Origin of the sequence: Pseudomonas sp. GD04158, assembly GCF_029834875.1 — a bacterium.
In the GTDB taxonomy this organism is placed as follows: Bacteria; Pseudomonadota; Gammaproteobacteria; order Pseudomonadales; family Pseudomonadaceae; genus Aquipseudomonas; species Aquipseudomonas hydrolytica.
Window position 1 is genome coordinate 1 of the sequence record NZ_JAODYT010000043.1, and the last position, 16,473, is coordinate 16,473.

Sequence of the window (16,473 nt, forward strand, 5' to 3'; positions counted from 1 at the left end):
TGCATCGAAGACAACCTGTCCAGCCTGGCGCTGATCGAGACCCTGCTGGCGCGCTGGCCGCAGGTGCAGGTGATTTCGGCCATGCAGGGCCAGCTCGGTCTCGACCTGGCCTGGCAGCACCGCCCCGAGGTGATTCTGCTGGATCTCGACCTGCCCGACCTCTCGGGCCAGGAAGTGCTCAAGCGCCTGCGCCTGAACCCCAGCAGCAGCGCTACACCCGTGCTGCTGATCACCGCCGACGTCAGCGCCGGCACCCGGCGCGACCTGCAGCAGGCCGGCGCCACCGCGGTGCTGAGCAAACCCCTGCACGTGCCGACCTTTCTCGCCGCCCTGCGCCAGCATCTGGATGCCGCCACGCCCACCCCGCCTCTCGGAGCCTGACCATGAACCACCCAGCGCCCGCCGACGATTTTCGTATCCTGGTGATCGACGATCAGCCCGCCAACCTCGAACTGGTGGAACAACTGCTGGCCCGCGAGGGCCTGCACAACGTGCTCAGCTGCACCGACCCGGCCCAGGCGCTGGCCCTGTTCAGCAGCTTCGAGCCGGACCTGCTGACTCTCGATCTGCACATGCCCGGCCTGGACGGCTTCGCCGTGCTCGAACAGCTGCAGCGGCGCATTCCCGCCGACGATTACCTGCCGATTCTGGTGCTCACCGCCGATGCCACGCGCGAGGCCCGGCTGCGCGCCCTGGCGCTGGGCGCGCGCGACTTCATCAGCAAGCCGCTGGATGCCATCGAGACCCTGCTGCGGGTGTGGAACCTGCTGGAAACCCGCGCGCTGTACCGCCAGTTACGGCGCCTGCAACCCGATCAGCAGCCCTTGCGGGCCAGACCCATGGCGCTGGGCAACAGTTAAAAACTACCTGCGTTGCCATTGCTGCGTTAAAAACAGGCTCAAAATGCTCATTTACAGCACGTAAACTCCGCTTTTTCGCCTGTTTTCGCCTTGCACTGGCTGCCTCGCCTACGTTTTTAAACAGCCTGTAAAAGCGCGCCTCAGAGCACCTGCTCCAGCGGCACGTGCAGGCGATCGTACAGCGCCTCGACCGCCGCGCGCGCCGAAGGCGCGATATAGCCGCCCTCCAGCGCCAGCACCTGGTAGATGCCGCGGCGCAGCATGTCCTGGCTGAGGTTGTCCGGGCTGGCGCCCGCCGTGCAGAGAAAGCGCACCCAGGAGGTCATGATGATCCAGGCGTTGAGCGTCAGCGCCTCGATCTGCGCCGGCGTCATCAACAGGATGCCGGCCTCGACGAAGCCCTGGTAGATCGACTGCGCCCCCACCAGGCAGCGCTGGGCAAAGGCGCGGTAACGCGCGGCCAGCTCGGCGTCGGATTCCAGCAGGTGCTCCAGGTCGCGGTGCAGGAAGCGGTAGTGCCACATCGCCGCCAGCAGCGCCTCCAGATAGAAGGTCTTGTCCTCCACCGTCAGCGCGCGGCCTTCGGGCAGGCGCAGAAAGCTGTCGACCTGCGCTTCGTACTGGGCGAACAGCTCGGCGATGATCATCTGCTTGTTGCGGAAGTGGTAATACAGATTGCCCGGCGAAATGCCCAGGTGCGCGGCGATGTGGTTGGTGGTGACGTTGCGCTCGCCCTGGCCGTTGAACAGGGCCAGGCTCTCGGCAACGATGCGGTCGCGGGTCTTGGGTGGCGCCATGACGCAGCTCGATCTCGACTTCAGAAGTGGCAAAGGTACAGGCGAAACAGCCGAAGTGTTACCCCCCGATGCATCCGCCATGCCCTGGCAGGCCTTTGGTTAGGGTGCAGCGAGGACGGCGTCGCGGCATCCTATTTGACACATTAGAGTAATTGCTCTAAAAATCCAGCTTAGCCCATGCAGCCCGCTGGAACGTCGAGGAGAAACCCATGGTCGCCGACATCGCCTACCTGCAGCAGAACCAACAGCAGATCAACCAGCTGGACGCCACCTTCGCCCTGCAGCGCGCGGCCTTCGCCGCCAACCCGATGCCCTCGGCCGAGCAGCGCATCCAGTGGCTGAAATCCCTCAGCGAGCTGCTGACCGAGCAGCAGGATGCGCTGATCGCAGCGATTTCCCGGGACTTCAGCAATCGCTCGGCAGACGAGACCCTGCTCGCCGAGCTGATGCCCAGCCTGCATGGCATCCATTACGCGTCCAGGCGCATCAAGAAGTGGATGAAGCCCTCGCGGCGCAGCGTCGGCCTGCAGTTCATGCCCGCCGCGGCCAAGGTCGTCTACCAGCCGCTGGGCGTGGTCGGCATCATCGTGCCGTGGAACTACCCGCTGTTTCTCGCCATCGGCCCGCTGACCGGCGCGCTGGCCGCCGGCAACCGGGTGATGATCAAGATGAGCGAGTCCACCCCAGCCACCTCGCAGCTGGTCAAGGACCTGCTGGCGCGCGTCTTCCCCGAGGATCTGGTCAGCGTCGCTCTGGGCGAGGCGGAAGTCGGCATGGCCTTCTCCAAGCTGCCGTTCGACCACCTGCTGTTCACCGGCGCCACCAGCATCGGCCGGCACGTGATGCGCGCCGCCGCCGAGAACCTGACTCCGGTGACCCTGGAGTTGGGCGGCAAGTCGCCGGCTATCGTTTCCGCCGACGTGCCGCTGGAGCACGCCGCCGAGCGCATCGCCTTCGGCAAGACCCTCAACGCCGGGCAGACCTGCGTGGCGCCTGACTATGTGCTGGTGCCCAGAGACCGGGTGGAGGGCTTCGTCGCCACCTATCGCCAGGTGGTGCAGCGCTTCTACCCGCAGCTCAAGGACAACCCCGACTACACCGCGATCATCAACGAGCGCCAGCTGGCCCGCCTCAACGGCTACCTGCAGGACGCCCAGGCCAAGGGCGCACGCATCGTCCCGATCTACCCCGAGGCCCAGGGCCGGCGCCTGCCGCAGAGCCTGGTGCTGGACGTCAACGACGACATGAAGCTGATGCAGGACGAGATCTTCGGTCCGCTGCTGCCGGTGGTGCCCTATGAGCGCCTGGATGACGCCTTCGCCTACGTCAACGCGCGGCCACGTCCGCTGGCGCTGTACTACTTCGGCTACGACAAGCGCGAGCAGCAGCGCGTGCTGCACGAGACCCATTCCGGCGGCGTGTGCCTGAACGACACCCTGCTGCACGTGGCCCAGGACGACATGCCGTTCGGCGGCATCGGCCCCTCCGGCATGGGCCATTACCACGGTCACGAAGGTTTCCTGACCTTCAGCAAGGCCAAGGGCGTGTTCATCAAGCAGCGCTTCAACGCCGCGCGGCTGATCTACCCGCCCTATGGCAAGGCGATCCAGAAGCTGGTTTACAAGCTGTTCGTACGCTGAACAACGCGGGCAGCGCCCGTTTTACGCCTGGTGACAACAACAATGAACGACACCACTCTCGACGCGCCGCAGCTGTCGCGGCGCAATCTGCTCAAGGTCGGCCTGCTGGGCACGGCGCTGCTCGGCACCGCCGGGCTGACCGCCACCCTCAGCGGCTGCTCGGCCAGCACGCCAGCCAATGGCTACCTGATCCTGCGCAGCAGCGACCTGCCCTTTCTGCGCGCACTGATCCCGGTGATGCTCGACGGCGCCGTCAGCGCCGAGCAGATGCCGCAGGCCATCGATGGGACGCTGAAGAGCCTCGACACCAGCCTGGCGCACCTGTCGCCGGAGATGCTCAAACTCACCGTGCAGCTGTTCGACGTGCTCGCCCTGCCCATCACCCGCGGCCCGCTGACCGGGGTCTGGGGCAGCTGGGACAACGCCAGCGCCGATGACGTGCGCAACTTCCTCGCGCGCTGGCAGAACAGCAGCCTGAGCCTGCTGCGCATGGGCCACGCCTCGCTGCTGCAACTGGTAATGATGGCCTGGTACAGCCGCTCGGAGGCCTGGGCGCATTGCGGCTATCCGGGGCCGCCCACCGTCTGAAGACGTGTCGCGGCTCCCGTAGGGTGCGCCATGCGCACCACAAAGCGGGGTTGTGCCTCGGTGCGCGCAGCGCACCCTACCCGCCCCGTCTCGCTCGCTGTGAATGACAAGAAGAGAGCCTGAAATGCCCGTACCCGATCTGTTCAAGCAAGGCCTGGCCAGGGGCTGGAAAACATACGACGGTTCGCGTCTGGAAAACGACCTGACCCTGGAAGTCGATGTCGCCATCGTCGGCAGCGGCGCCGGTGGCGGCACCACGGCGGAAATCCTCAGCGCCGCCGGTTACAAGGTGCTGCTGATCGAGGAAGGTCCGCTCAAGACCAGCGACGACTTCAAGATGCGCGAGGCCGATGCCTACCCGACCCTCTATCAGGAGGGCATCGGCCGCATGAGCAAGGACGGCGCCATCACCATCCTGCAGGGCCGCGCCGTTGGCGGCACCACGCTGGTCAACTGGACCAGCAGCTTCCGCACGCCGCCGCAGACCCTGGCGCACTGGGCCGAGGTGCATGGGGTGAAGGGCCATGACGTCGAGTCCATGGCGCCCTGGTTCGAGAAGATGGAGCAGCGCCTGGGCGTCGCGCCCTGGGCGGTGCCACCGAATGCCAACAACGAGGTGCTGCGCAGCGGTTGCGACAAGCTCGGCTATCACTGGGCGCCGATCCCGCGCAACGTGCGCGGCTGCTGGAACCTCGGCTACTGCGGCATGGGCTGCCCGACCAACGCCAAGCAGTCGATGCTGGTCACCACCATCCCCGCCACCCTCGACGCCGGCGGCGAGCTGCTCTACCTGGCGCGCGCCGACAAGCTGCTGATCGAAGGCGACAAGGTGGTCGGCATCGACTGCCTGGGCATGGACGAGCGCTGCGTGGCCCCCAACGGCAAGCGCATCCGGATCAAGGCGCGGCACTACGTGCTGGCCGGCGGCGGCATCAATACGCCCGGCATCCTGCTGCGCTCCAATGCGCCCGACCCGCACCAGCGCGTCGGCCGGCGCACCTACCTGCACCTGGTGAACTTCTCCGCGGCGCAGTTCGAGCAGGTCATCAACCCCTTCTACGGTGCGCCGCAGTCGGTCTATTCCGACCATTTCCAGTGGGACGACGGCACCGGCGGGCGCCTCTCCTACAAACTGGAAGTGCCGCCGCTGCAACCGGCCCTGACCGCCACCCTGCTCGGCGACTTCGGTCGCGCGAATGCCATGCGCATGGCGCAACTGCCGCACACCAACGTGATGCTCGCCCTGCTGCGCGACGGTTTCCACGAAGACAGCGCCGAAGGCCGCGTGGAGCTGCGCGGCGACGGCAGCCCGGTGCTCGACTACCAGATGACCGACTACACCTGGGACGGCGTGCGCCGCGCCTACCTGTCCATGGCGGAAATCCAGTTCGCCGCCGGTGCCAAGGCGGTGATGCCGACCCATGCCGATGCGCGTTACGTCGGCAGCTGGAAGGAGGCCCGGGACATGATCGAGAACCTCGACCTGGCGCTGTATCGCACCCGCCTGGGCAGCGCCCACGTGATGGGCGGCTGCGCCATGGGCGAGGATGCGCAGCAGGCGGTGGTCGACAGCCTCGGCCGCCACCATCACCTGGCCAACCTGTCGATCCATGACGGTTCGCTGTTTCCCACCAGCATCGGCGCCAACCCGCAGCTGTCGATCTATGGCCTGACCGCCAAGCTCGCCACCCTGCTGGGCGAACGCCTGAGGGCCTGAGATGAGCAAGCTGATCGCCGTTCTGCTGCTGGTGGCCGGTGTCATCCATCTGCTGCCGCTGGTCGGCGTGCTAGGGGGTGAACGCCTCAATGCGCTGTACGGCATCGCCCTGGACGAGCCCAACCTGCAGATCCTCATGCGCCACCGCGCCGTGCTCTTCGGTCTGCTCGGCGCGCTGCTGGTGGCCGCTGCCTTCATCCCGGCGCTGCGCAGCGCGGCGCTGATCGGCGGGCTGATCAGCGTGCTCGCCTTTCTCCTGCTGGCATGGAGCGCGCCTGTCTACAACGAGGCTCTGCGCCGTGTGGTGATCGCCGACTGGATCGCCCTCGCCTGCCTGCTGCCCGCGCTGCTCCTGCATCTGCGCGGCAACTGAGCTTTCGTCGCGCTTGGCCGCAAGGGAAACGCTGCGCTACCATCCGCGACTCTTGCCGCCTCGAACAGGACGAAGCGATGAATCGAGTGTTGTACCCGGGTACCTTCGACCCCATCACCAAAGGCCATGGCGATCTGGTCGAACGCGCCGCGCGACTTTTCGATCACGTCATCATCGCCGTTGCCGCCAGCCCCAAGAAGAACCCGCTGTTCCCGCTGGAACAACGCGTCGAGCTGGCCCGTGAGGTGACCAAGCACCTGCCGAATGTCGAAGTGGTGGGTTTCTCCTCGCTGCTGGCGCACTTCGTCAAGGAACAGGGCGCCAACGTGTTCCTGCGCGGCCTGCGTGCGGTGTCCGACTTCGAGTACGAGTTCCAGCTGGCCAACATGAACCGCCAACTGGCGCCGGATGTGGAAAGTCTGTTCCTCACCCCGTCGGAAAAGTACTCCTTCATCTCCTCGACCCTGGTGCGCGAGATCGCGGCCCTGGGCGGCGATATCTCCAAGTTCGTCCATCCGGCCGTCGCCGACGCACTCAACGCGCGCTTTCAAAAGAACTGAGTCCGGAACGTCGTAGGGTGCGCCGTGCGCACCTGATGGCAGCAGTGCACTCAAGTTCAAGGCAAGGCCGCATGGCGCGCCTGCCGGTAATCCGGCACAATTTGCAGCATCAAAGCCCGTAAGATGTCGAAGCCAACGCCTCGACAGGAGTTGCTCCATGTCCCTGATCATCACCGACGATTGCATCAACTGCGACGTCTGCGAACCCGAGTGCCCCAACGGCGCCATTTCCCAGGGTGAGGAGATCTATGTGATCGACCCCAACCTGTGCACCGAGTGCGTCGGCCATTACGACGAGCCGCAATGCCAGCAGGTCTGCCCGGTGGACTGCATCCCGCTCGACGAGAACAACGTCGAGAGCAAGGATGAACTGATGCAGAAGTACCGCATCATCACCGGCAAGGCCTGACGCTTCCGAGGAGGCCGGCGGCCTCCTGCTTTCTCCGCGCCCGTTGCGCCCCCTCGCCCGAGCGAGGCTGTTAAGCTGCAAGCTTCCTTCAGCCGCCTCTGGTAGATCGCATGTTGCGCAAACTCCTGCTATCGACCCTGCTGCTCGGCGCCAGCCTGCTGGCCCATGCCGCCCCGCAACAACCCGCCATTGCCACCGCTCACCCCGCCGCCACTGCCGCCGCGCAGCAGATGCTCGACGCCGGCGGCAATGCCTTCGACGCCGCCGTCGCCGCCAGCGCGGCCCTGGCCGTGGTCGAGCCCTACGGCTCGGGCCTGGGTGGCGGTGGTTTCTTCCTCCTGCGCAGTGGCGGTGACACGCCTGTCTACGATTTCCTCGACGCCCGCGAGCGTGCGCCGCTGGAAGCCAAGCCGGATCTCTACGTACGTGACGGCAAGGCGCAGCGCGAGCTCTCGCTCAATGGCGCGCTGGCCGCGGCCATACCGGGGCTGCCGGCAGCATTGGTCGAACTGGCCGAGAAGCACGGCCGCCTGCCGCTGAAAAGCAGCCTAGCACCAGCGATTCGCCTGGCCAACGAGGGCTTCGCGGTCGATCGCGTCTACCGTGAGCGGGCAACCTGGCGCCTGGCGGCGCTGCGCGACGACGCCGAAAGCGCCCGCCTGTTCCTCGACCAGGGCGAGGTGCCGGCAGAAGGTTACCGGCTGCGCCAGCCGGAGCTGGCGACCACCTTGCAGGCGCTGGCCGACCACGGCCGCGCCGGGTTCTATGGCGGCGAGCTGGGCAAGCGCCTGATCGCCGGCGTGCGCAAGGCAGGCGGCATCTGGAACGAGGACGATCTGGCGGAATATCGCGTGCAACGGCGCGCACCGCTGCGTTTCGCCCTCGAAGACGGCCGTGAGCTGATCAGCGCCCCACCACCTTCGGCCGGCGGCATCGCGCTGGCGCAGAGCCTGGCGATCCTGCAGCAACTGCCCTGGCGCGAGGCCGAGCCGGTGCAGCGCGTGCACTACGTGGTCGAAGCGCTGCGTCGTGCCTACCGTGACCGCGGCCTGCTCGGCGACCCGGACTTCGTCAAGAACCCGGTCGAGCAACTGCTTTCGCCGGGGCATCTGGCGGTACTGGCCGGCAGCATCGACCCCGAGCGCGCCACCCCCAGCGCCAGCCTGCCGCCTGCCGGCACCTGGCACGAGGGCGACCACACCACGCACTTCGCCGTGCTCGACACCGAAGGCAACGCGGTGGCCGCCACCCTGTCGATCAATCTGCCCTTCGGCGCCGCCTTTACCGTGCCCGGCACCGGCGTGCTGCTCAACGACGAGATGGACGATTTCGCTGCCGACGTGCAGGGCGCCAATGCCTACGGCCTGGCCGGCAGCCAGGCCAACACCATCGCAGGCGGCAAGCGCCCGCTGTCATCGATGAGCCCGAGCTTTATCGAAAGCGTGGATGAGTTCGCCGCCTTCGGCACACCGGGTGGCAGCCGCATCCCCAGCATGGTGCTGCTGTCGATGCTGGAGTACCTGGACGAGCAGCCCATCGCAAGCTGGCCGGCCGTGGCGCGCTATCACCATCAGTTCCTGCCGGATGTGATCGAGCACGAGCCGGACACCTTCAGCGACGCGCAGATCGCCGAGCTGGAGAAACGCGGCCATGAACTCAAGCGCCTGGACCGGCAGTACGGCAATCAGCAGGTGCTGCTGTGGGACAAGGCCAGCGGCGAGGTGCAGGCGGCGAGCGATCCGCGCGGGATCGGCACAGTGACACCTTGATCGGCGGGTTGTACCCGCCCTACCGAACACTGCAGTAGCCCGGATGCAATCCGGGCTACGCCTTGTGTCAGGAGAGCCGGATCAGGCTCTCCTGCTCCTCACCGAACTTGCGCAGCTCGCGGAACAGCGCCTGCTCGCTGCCCAGCATCAGCACGTTGCGCAGGCTCTGGAAGATGCGGCTGACGTAGCCCAGATCGTTCATCAGCGAGCTGGTCTGCAGACCATCCAGACGGCCGTCGCGCACTTCGGCGAACAGGCGCTGGCGGAACTTCGCATCGAAGTTCGCCGCCTGCTCGTCGAGCCAGCGCAGACGCGCCAGCCAGGCCTCCTCGGGCAGATCTGAACGCGCCAGTTCGCGCACCTCATGCAAGGTGGCGAGCAGATGGCGGCGCAGCTCCACATAGGCATCGCGCACGGCCGAAGGCGGCGCGTCGAGGTAGTGGCCGAGGTTCTTCTGCAGGTGCTTGGCGTCCTTGACCGCGTCCACCAGTTGCAGCGCCGCCAGCTGGCAACTGACCCAGAACTGCTGGTGCGCTTCGTCCATGGGCAGTTCCATGCGCCCCATGAAGCTCAGCAGGTCGCCGTACACCCCCTTGATATGAAACTGATAGAGATGCTCGGCCTCAAAGCTGCCACGTGCGGGCCTGGCCTGCAGCAACTGGTCGTCGCCCTTGGCGCGTGCCAGTTGGTCCACCGGCAGATACAGGGCATGACAGATCACCTCCAGGCTCAGGCGGCCGAGGTGCCCCAGCTCCTGCACCACCGCGCCGGACGCGGCCTCCACCGAATCCAGCGCCCGTTCGTTGAGGTAGCGCGCCCGCGTCCGCTCCGGCTCGGCGACTTTCTCGCTCGCCAGCTCGGTGATCAGTACCTGTGGCTCGCTGCGCTCCGGCAGCCAGCGGATCAGCAATTGCGCCAATCGCGTCTGCAACGGCCAGAACAGCGCCACGCCCATGGCGTTGAACAGGGTGTGGAACATCGCCAGCTGGATCAGGCTGTTCTCGCCCAGGCCCAGCGGCTCGGCCAGCGCCTGCACCAGCCAGGTCAGCGGCCCCAGCAGACAGAAGGCGAGAATGCCGCTGGTGATGTTGAACAGCACGTGCGCCAGGGCCAGGCGCTGGCCGTTGCGGTTGCCACCGAGGGAGCCGACGAAGGCGGTGGTCACGCTGCTGCCGACGTTGGAGCCGATGGCGATGGCCAGGCTCTGGCCCAATTCCAGCTGACCGCCGGCCAGGGCGGCAAGGGTCAGCATCAGCGTGGCATGGCTGGACTGCAACACCACGGTGATCGCCATGCCGATGGCGGTGAACAGCAGCGCCCCGCGCCAGCCGCCCTCCTGATAGCCGGTCATGTCCAGGCCGTCGCCGAAACTGGCGAAGCCGTCCTTGATCTGGTCGATGCCGAGAAAGATGAAGGCGATGCCCAGCACGATGCGCCCGGCTGCCTTGCTCCTGGGGCCGAAAAAACCGGCCAGCACACCGAACACCAGCAGCGGCAACGCCAGCGGACTGAGGCTGAGGTTCTGCCCGGCCAGCGCCAGCAGCCAGATGCCACTGGTGGCACCGAGATTGGCGCCGAACAGAATGGCGATGCCGCCGGCCAGCTGGATCAGCCCGGTGCTGATGAAGGCGATGGTCAGCAGCGACACCAGGGTGCTGGACTGCAGCAGCAGGGTGCCGCCGACACCGAACAGCAGGCTCTTGAAGGGGGTCGAGGTGCTGCGCCCGAGTATCTGCTCCAGCTTGCTGCCGGCCAGTTGGCGCAGGCCTTCTTCCAGGCATTGCATGCCGAACAGGAAGATCGCCAGGCCGGCGCACAGCTGCAGCCAGCCCTGGCTGAACCAGAACGAGGCGATCAGCCCCATTGCCACCAGCAGCAACATCACCCAGCGCAGGGACTTCATCACCACCGCTTCTTCCTTTTTTCGGTGTTCAAACGCAAACGGCCTCTCGCCTCCGTGGGGAGGCGAGAGGCCGCGACGAACCGATTACAGCGAATCAGTCTTGCTTGTAGCCGCTGCTGGTGCAGCCCAGGCAGCGCACGAAGGCTTCGCGCCCCGGCTCGACCACCAGCGACTGGGCTGCCTCGCCGACATTGCCGCCCAGCGCGGTGAACGGCAGGCTGACGATGAAGGCCGCGGCACCGAGGGCGGTAGCGCCGATCAGCAGCGGGCGGGCGATGACCAGGTCGCCGAACATGGCGTAGCCCTTGGGCGCCTCGACGGTGTAGAGCGGGTCGCCGCTGGCGTTCTGCTGAACCACTTCCGCCTGAGCCGGCAGCGCCAGCAGGCCAGAGGTCAGCGCCAGGACAGCAGCGGTGGTGCGGAACGGTTTCATGGATCGATCCTTCAGGTTTTTCGGGAAAGTGCCAGTAACTATAACAGCGCATTGGTAATTGTCAGCGTGACGGACGTCAATCGCCATGAAAGGCGTATTCCGGCTTTTTCGGCACGTAGGGGCGGAAGAACGTCAGCATGGCGGCCAGATCGGCTTTCTCGTCACCGGTCGGCTGGAAGGTCGGACCGATCACTACACGCCGGTTCTGGTAATCCAGCGCGCCCAGCACGATGGGTACGCCGGCGCCCAGAGCGATATGGTAGAAGCCCATTTTCCAGCGCTCGACCTTCTTGCGTGTGCCTTCCGGCGACAGCACCAGGATGAACTGGTCGTGCTCGCGAAAGGCCTGCACGGCCTGTTCGACGGTATTGAGCTGGCGATCGCGACGGATCGGGATGCCGCCCCAGCTGCGCATCAGGCCAGCGAAGGGCCAGCGAAAGATGCTGTGCTTGCCGAACCAGCGTGCGTTCAGGCGCAGCACGAACTTCAGCGCGATGAAGATCACGAAGTCCCAGTTGGAGGTATGGTGGGCGCCGATGGCGACGAACTTGTCGAGCTTCGGCAGCTCGCCCTCGATTCGCCAGCCCATGAGTGTCAGCACGCTGCGCCCCAGCCATTCGGCGGCCGGATTGCGAGGCAGGTAGTTACCGGACATCGATCAAACCTCGGTATTTTCTTGTTTTTATGCCGGAGTGCGGGCAACCCGCCCTGAGGGTCGCCCGTCAGCCGTTTTTCAACGTTGACACTTGGGACAGTACACACTCGCCCGCTGCCCCAGCTTGACCTCACGCAGCGTAGTGCCGCAGACCTTGCAGAACTCGCCGCCGCGGCCGTAGGCGAACAGCTCCTGCTGGAAGTAGCCGGGCTGGCCATCGCCGCCGACGAAGTCGCGCAGCGTGGTGCCGCCACGCTCGATGGCATGGGCGAGGATGCGCTTGATCTCCTCGGCCAGGCGCAGGTAGCGCGCCCGCGAGATCGACCCGGCTTCGCGGCGCGGATCGATGCCGGCCGCGAACAACGCCTCGGTCGCATAGATATTGCCCACCCCCACCACCACCGCGTTGTCCATGATGAAGGGCTTGACCGCCATGCTGCGGCCGCGCGAGAGCTGGAACAGCCGCTCGCCATCGAACAGGCCGCCCAGGGGTTCAGGGCCGAGCCGGGCGAGCAGTTCGTGACGCAGCGGGTCCTCGCACCACAGCAGCGCGCCGAAGCGCCGCGGATCGGTGTAGCGCAGGGCCAGGCCGGACTCCAGTTCGATATCCACATGCTCGTGCTTGGCCGCGACCAGGCCGCACTCGACCAGGCGCAAGCTGCCGGACATGCCCAGATGGCCGATCAGGCTACCGGCCTCGGCCTTGATCAGCAGGTACTTGGCGCGGCGTTCGACGCACTCGATGCGTTGGCCGGACAGACGCACGTCCAGGTCCTCGGGAATCGGCCAGCGCAGGCGGCGCTCGCGCACGATCACGCGGCTGACGCGCTGCCCTTCGAGATAGGGGGCGATACCGCGGCGGGTGGTTTCGACTTCAGGTAGTTCGGGCATGAGGGGTACGACAGGCAAAAACAGCGGTGCGCCACCTTAGCAGGAGCGGGGTGCGCGACGGTAGGGGGCGCACGGCCCGGGCGGCCCCGCGAAACCCTGGTATCTACAGCACCGCCAGATCGCGAATGCTCTCGCGCAGGTTTTCGAAGTCGTAGCCCGACAGGCCGACGTACTCGAGGATCGGCTGCTCGATGCACTGCCACTCCAGGTCCACCGCCTGCCCGCCGAGTACGCGGTGGGTTTCGCAGATGTGCTCGGCCATCTTGAGTATCGCCAGCAGGGTCTTGAGCTGCGCATCGCGGCCGGACTCGTCGCTGAAGATCGCCCAGGCGTTGTGGTGGTTGGCGATCACCTCGCACAGGTGCTCGGGCAGACGCCAGGAGCGCGCGGTGAAATACCCCACCACCGCGTGGTTGGTATTGAGCAGACGGTTTTCCGTATCGACCACCCTGAGCACGTCGCCGGTGCTGGCATAGGCCTCCTCCAGCACCTCCATGTAATTGGCGAAGCGCTTGAGCATCAGCGGAATGCCGCAATTGTGGAACAGTCCCAGGCTGTAGGCCTCGTCCGGGGAGTGGTAGCCGATGCGCTTGGCCAGGGTCAGGCAGGTCATGGCCACGTCCTGGGCGCTGTCCCAGAAGCGGTTGAGCACCAGAATGGCCTCGTCGGTCAGCTCGCCCTTGATCGACTGCGCATTGATCAGGTTGATCACCGTATGGCAGCCCAGCAGATTCACCGCCTGCTGGATCGAGGCGATGCGGTTGGCCAGGCCGAAATGCGCCGAGTTGACGATCTTCAGCAGCGCGCCGGAAAGGCCGGGGTCCTGGCTGATCAGCCGGGCGATGGCCTTCAGATCCGGGCTGGGCATGACCTGCTCCATCTGCAGATCGACCATGATCTGCGGCTGCGGCGGCACGCTGATGCCTTGCAGGGCTTGCTGGATCTGCTCGGCGGAAAGTTCGTAGGCCATGGGACGACTGCGGGAAGTGAGAAAAGGCCCACAGTTTAGCCAATGGCCACCATCCCCCGCAGCCGACTTTTGTAACCGCCTGGCGGCCGCGCAACCGGCTATAATCCCGCTCTTTTTCCCGCGGAGCCCGAACCCATGTCTTCCCTGCCCAGCCTGCGCCTGAAAGCCAACGCCGACCGACGCCTGCGCGCCGGCCATCTGTGGGTCTACAGCAACGAGATCGATGTGGCCGCTACGCCGCTGCACGGTTTTGCCGCTGGCGACCAGGCCCTACTCGAAGCGGCCGGCGGCAAGCCGCTGGGCATCGTTGCCATGAGCCCGAACAACCTGATCTGCGCCCGCCTGCTGTCGCGTGACGTCAAGCACGTGCTGGACAAGTCGCTGCTGGTGCATCGCCTCAACGTCGCCCTGAGCCTGCGCGAGCGCCTGTTCGACAAGCCCTGCTACCGCCTGGTGTATGGCGACTCCGACCTGCTGCCGGGTCTGGTGGTCGACCGTTTCTTCGACATCCTAGTGGTGCAGCTGGCCTCGGCCACCATGGAGGCGCACAAGGACGACGTGCTCGCCGCGCTGATCCAGGTGCTCAAGCCCAGCGGCATCCTGTTCAAGAACGACTCCAGCGCGCGCGACGCCGAAGGCCTCGAGCGCTACGTGGAAACCGCCTACGGCCAGGTGCCGGAGTGGGTCGCCCTGGAAGAGAACGGCGTGAAGTTCGAAGCGCCGGTGATCGAAGGGCAGAAAACCGGCTGGTTCTACGATCACCGCATGAACCGCGCGCGCCTGGCGCCCTACGTCAAGGGCAAGCGCGTGCTCGACCTGTTCAGCTACATCGGCGGCTGGGGCGTGCAGGCGGCGGCGTTCGGCGCCAGCGAAGTGTTCTGCGTGGACGCCTCCGGCTTCGCCCTCGACGGCGTGGAGCGCAACGCCACGCTCAATGGCTTCGCCGAAAGGGTCACCTGCGTGGAAGGCGACGTGTTCGCCGCCTTGCGTGAGCTGAAATCCGCCGAAGAGCGCTTCGACGTGGTGATCGCCGATCCACCCGCCTTCATCAAGCGCAAGAAGGACATCAAGAACGGCGAGGCCGCCTACCGCCGCCTCAACGAAACCGCCATGCGCCTGCTCAACAAGGACGGCATCCTGGTCAGCGCCAGCTGCTCCATGCACCTGGAGGAGGACAACCTGCAGAACATCCTGCTGACCAGCGCACGCCATCTGGATCGCAACATCCAGCTGCTCGAGCGCGGCGCCCAGGGCCCGGATCACCCGGTACACCCGGCCATCGCCGAGACGCGCTATATCAAGAGCCTGACCGTACGCCTGCTGCCGAACAGCTGAGCAATGCGACCTGAGGTGGGATAGCGGCGCATAACCCACCGAGACAGAGGCAGCAGGTAGCCCGGATGAAATCCGGGAACGGTCTGCCCGAGACACTGCCCCGGATTGTATCCGGGCTACGGTCTGGTGGCGGGTCGCGGCGCAACGGCCATGTGATCGGCAACCGCGCCCGCCCCAGGCTCGGGCGACACGCACCAGCCCAGTGCGTGTCGTCAGGTGCCTTCCGTCTTCCCGCCTGTTACTTCCTTCCACACCCACTCTGCACACCTGCCCAGGCTGAACTAGGCTTCATCCAGCGAAACAGAGCGCCAGCGACCCACCCGGGTCGTCTGGCTTGCTTATTGCTTTTGGCTATTTACATAACGAACGGCCTACACGATAGGGCCGCATCGATTCAGGATGTTGGAGCCGGCCACGAGCTGGCTCCAGATTGCGGGTGATGGGGAGGACTATGGCTGCGCAGGCTGGGAACGACGCGTTCCTGCGATTCACCAACGTGAAGAAGACCTACGACCACAAGACGCTGGTGGTCAAGGATTTCAACCTCAACGTGGCCAAGGGCGAATTCATCACCCTGCTCGGCCCCTCGGGCTCGGGCAAGACCACCTGCCTGATGATGCTCGCCGGTTTCGAGGACGTGACCAGCGGCGAGATCCTGATCAACGGCCGCAACGTCACCAGCATCGCCCCCTACGACCGCAACATCGGCATGGTCTTCCAGCAGTACGCGCTGTTCCCGCACATGACCATCCGCGAGAACCTGGCCTACCCGCTGAAGATCCGCAAGCTGCCCAAGGACGAAATCCGCGCCAAGGTCGAGGACTACCTCGCCCTGGTTGAGCTGCAGGCCTTCGGCGGCCGCTACCCCGGCCAGCTCTCCGGCGGTCAGCGCCAGCGCGTGGCCCTGGCCCGCGCACTGATCTTCGCCCCGGACATCGTGCTGATGGACGAGCCGCTCGGCGCGCTGGACAAGAAGCTGCGCGAGCAGATGCAGTTCGAGATCAAGCGCCTGCACGAGCAGCTCGGCTTCACCGTGATCTACGTGACCCACGACCAGACCGAAGCGCTGACCATGAGCGACCGCATCGCCGTGTTCAACAACGGCGTGGTGCAGCAGTGCGCCGCGCCGCACGTGCTCTACGAGCGCCCGGCCAACCTGTTCGTCGCCGACTTCATCGGCGAGAGCAACAAGCTGGCCGGGGTGATCGAAAGCGTCGCCGACGACAGCGTGCAGGTGCGTCTGGACGATGGCGGCCTGGTCCGGACGCTGAAGGCCAACTGCACCGAGGTCGGCCAGCCGACCACGGTGTCGGTACGCCCGGAGAAGCTCAACTTCACCGACCGCCTCGGCGGCAGCGGCAACCAGGTCAAGGCGCGCTTCGTCACCCGCCACTACGTCGGCGAATACATCCGCTACCACTTCGAGACCGCCAGCGGCAGCGAGCTGGTGGTGAAGAACCTCAACGACAGCTCGGCCCCGCACCTCAGCGCGCATGACGAAGTCGCCCTCGCCTGGCTGCCGGAAGACAGCCAGGCCCTGGATCGATCGGAAGTCCCACCCCACAACTAGTAG

Annotated in this window: 17 protein-coding genes; 11 read left to right on the top strand and 6 right to left on the bottom strand. The window is 66.0% G+C overall.

Annotated features, from left to right (window positions below; genetic code table 11):
* Nucleotides 1-381 (top strand): response regulator (locus N7333_RS15980; protein ID WP_279859067.1); only part of this gene is annotated, 381 nt, incomplete at its 5' end.
* Between the two features lie 2 nt (nt 382-383).
* The gene (locus N7333_RS15985) at nt 384-860 is read left to right on the top strand and encodes a response regulator (RefSeq protein WP_279859068.1); all 477 of its coding nucleotides are present in this window, start codon (nt 384-386) and stop codon (nt 858-860) included.
* A 140-nt stretch (nt 861-1,000) separates the two neighbouring features.
* Here the strand turns inward: N7333_RS15985 and N7333_RS15990 are convergent, their stop codons facing one another.
* Nucleotides 1,001-1,657, bottom strand: coding sequence for a TetR/AcrR family transcriptional regulator (locus N7333_RS15990; RefSeq protein ID WP_129482493.1), 657 nt, complete (start codon nt 1,655-1,657; stop codon nt 1,001-1,003).
* A 209-nt stretch (nt 1,658-1,866) separates the two neighbouring features.
* Between N7333_RS15990 and N7333_RS15995 the strand changes: the two genes are divergently transcribed.
* The 7 genes from N7333_RS15995 to ggt all read left to right on the top strand — a co-directional run bounded on the left by N7333_RS15995 (nt 1,867) and on the right by ggt (nt 8,713).
* Entirely contained in the window at nt 1,867-3,297 is a 1,431-nt protein-coding gene (locus N7333_RS15995) for a coniferyl aldehyde dehydrogenase (RefSeq protein WP_129482492.1), read from the top strand.
* Between the two features lie 42 nt (nt 3,298-3,339).
* Nucleotides 3,340-3,885, top strand: a complete 546-nt coding sequence (locus N7333_RS16000; protein WP_129482491.1) for a twin-arginine translocation pathway signal protein — start codon at nt 3,340-3,342, stop codon at nt 3,883-3,885.
* 124 nt (nt 3,886-4,009) lie between these two features.
* Nucleotides 4,010-5,602, top strand: a complete 1,593-nt coding sequence (locus N7333_RS16005; protein WP_129482490.1) for a GMC family oxidoreductase — start codon at nt 4,010-4,012, stop codon at nt 5,600-5,602.
* Between the two features lies 1 nt (nt 5,603).
* On the top strand, nt 5,604-5,975 hold the full coding sequence (locus tag N7333_RS16010) for a hypothetical protein (RefSeq protein ID WP_004373868.1): 372 nt from the start codon (nt 5,604-5,606) through the stop codon (nt 5,973-5,975).
* 77 nt (nt 5,976-6,052) lie between these two features.
* Nucleotides 6,053-6,535, top strand: coding sequence for a pantetheine-phosphate adenylyltransferase (gene coaD, locus N7333_RS16015; protein WP_004373870.1), 483 nt, complete (start codon nt 6,053-6,055; stop codon nt 6,533-6,535).
* A gap of 157 nt (nt 6,536-6,692) precedes the next feature.
* Nucleotides 6,693-6,944, top strand: a complete 252-nt coding sequence (locus tag N7333_RS16020; RefSeq protein WP_004373873.1) for a YfhL family 4Fe-4S dicluster ferredoxin — start codon at nt 6,693-6,695, stop codon at nt 6,942-6,944.
* Nucleotides 6,945-7,054: 110 nt separating this feature from the next.
* Nucleotides 7,055-8,713: a gamma-glutamyltransferase gene (ggt, locus tag N7333_RS16025; RefSeq protein WP_129482489.1), complete on the top strand. Its 1,659-nt coding sequence runs from the start codon at nt 7,055-7,057 to the stop codon at nt 8,711-8,713.
* 67 nt (nt 8,714-8,780) lie between these two features.
* Here ggt and N7333_RS16030 read toward each other — a convergent pair whose 3' ends face one another.
* From N7333_RS16030 to N7333_RS16050, 5 genes are all read right to left on the bottom strand, one after another.
* Complete coding sequence (locus tag N7333_RS16030; protein WP_004373877.1) at nt 8,781-10,616, bottom strand: Na/Pi symporter; 1,836 nt, start codon at nt 10,614-10,616, stop codon at nt 8,781-8,783.
* 94 nt (nt 10,617-10,710) lie between these two features.
* The gene (locus tag N7333_RS16035) at nt 10,711-11,049 is read right to left on the bottom strand and encodes a hypothetical protein (RefSeq protein WP_004373879.1); all 339 of its coding nucleotides are present in this window, start codon (nt 11,047-11,049) and stop codon (nt 10,711-10,713) included.
* Between the two features lie 76 nt (nt 11,050-11,125).
* On the bottom strand, nt 11,126-11,704 hold the full coding sequence (locus tag N7333_RS16040; protein ID WP_012019999.1) for a lysophospholipid acyltransferase family protein: 579 nt from the start codon (nt 11,702-11,704) through the stop codon (nt 11,126-11,128).
* A gap of 78 nt (nt 11,705-11,782) precedes the next feature.
* The gene (mutM, locus tag N7333_RS16045; RefSeq protein ID WP_129482488.1) at nt 11,783-12,595 is read right to left on the bottom strand and encodes a bifunctional DNA-formamidopyrimidine glycosylase/DNA-(apurinic or apyrimidinic site) lyase; all 813 of its coding nucleotides are present in this window, start codon (nt 12,593-12,595) and stop codon (nt 11,783-11,785) included.
* A 103-nt stretch (nt 12,596-12,698) separates the two neighbouring features.
* The gene (locus tag N7333_RS16050) at nt 12,699-13,511 is read right to left on the bottom strand and encodes an HDOD domain-containing protein (RefSeq protein WP_177491122.1); all 813 of its coding nucleotides are present in this window, start codon (nt 13,509-13,511) and stop codon (nt 12,699-12,701) included.
* A 189-nt stretch (nt 13,512-13,700) separates the two neighbouring features.
* On the opposite strand from N7333_RS16050, the gene N7333_RS16055 reads away from it, so the two are divergent.
* Nucleotides 13,701-14,900, top strand: coding sequence for a class I SAM-dependent rRNA methyltransferase (locus N7333_RS16055; RefSeq protein WP_129482487.1), 1,200 nt, complete (start codon nt 13,701-13,703; stop codon nt 14,898-14,900).
* A gap of 451 nt (nt 14,901-15,351) precedes the next feature.
* Nucleotides 15,352-16,470 carry an ABC transporter ATP-binding protein gene (locus N7333_RS16060; RefSeq protein WP_012020003.1) on the top strand — a complete coding sequence of 373 codons (1,119 nt, stop codon included), beginning with the start codon at nt 15,352-15,354 and terminating at the stop codon, nt 16,468-16,470.
* Nucleotides 16,471-16,473: the final 3 nt, after the last annotated feature.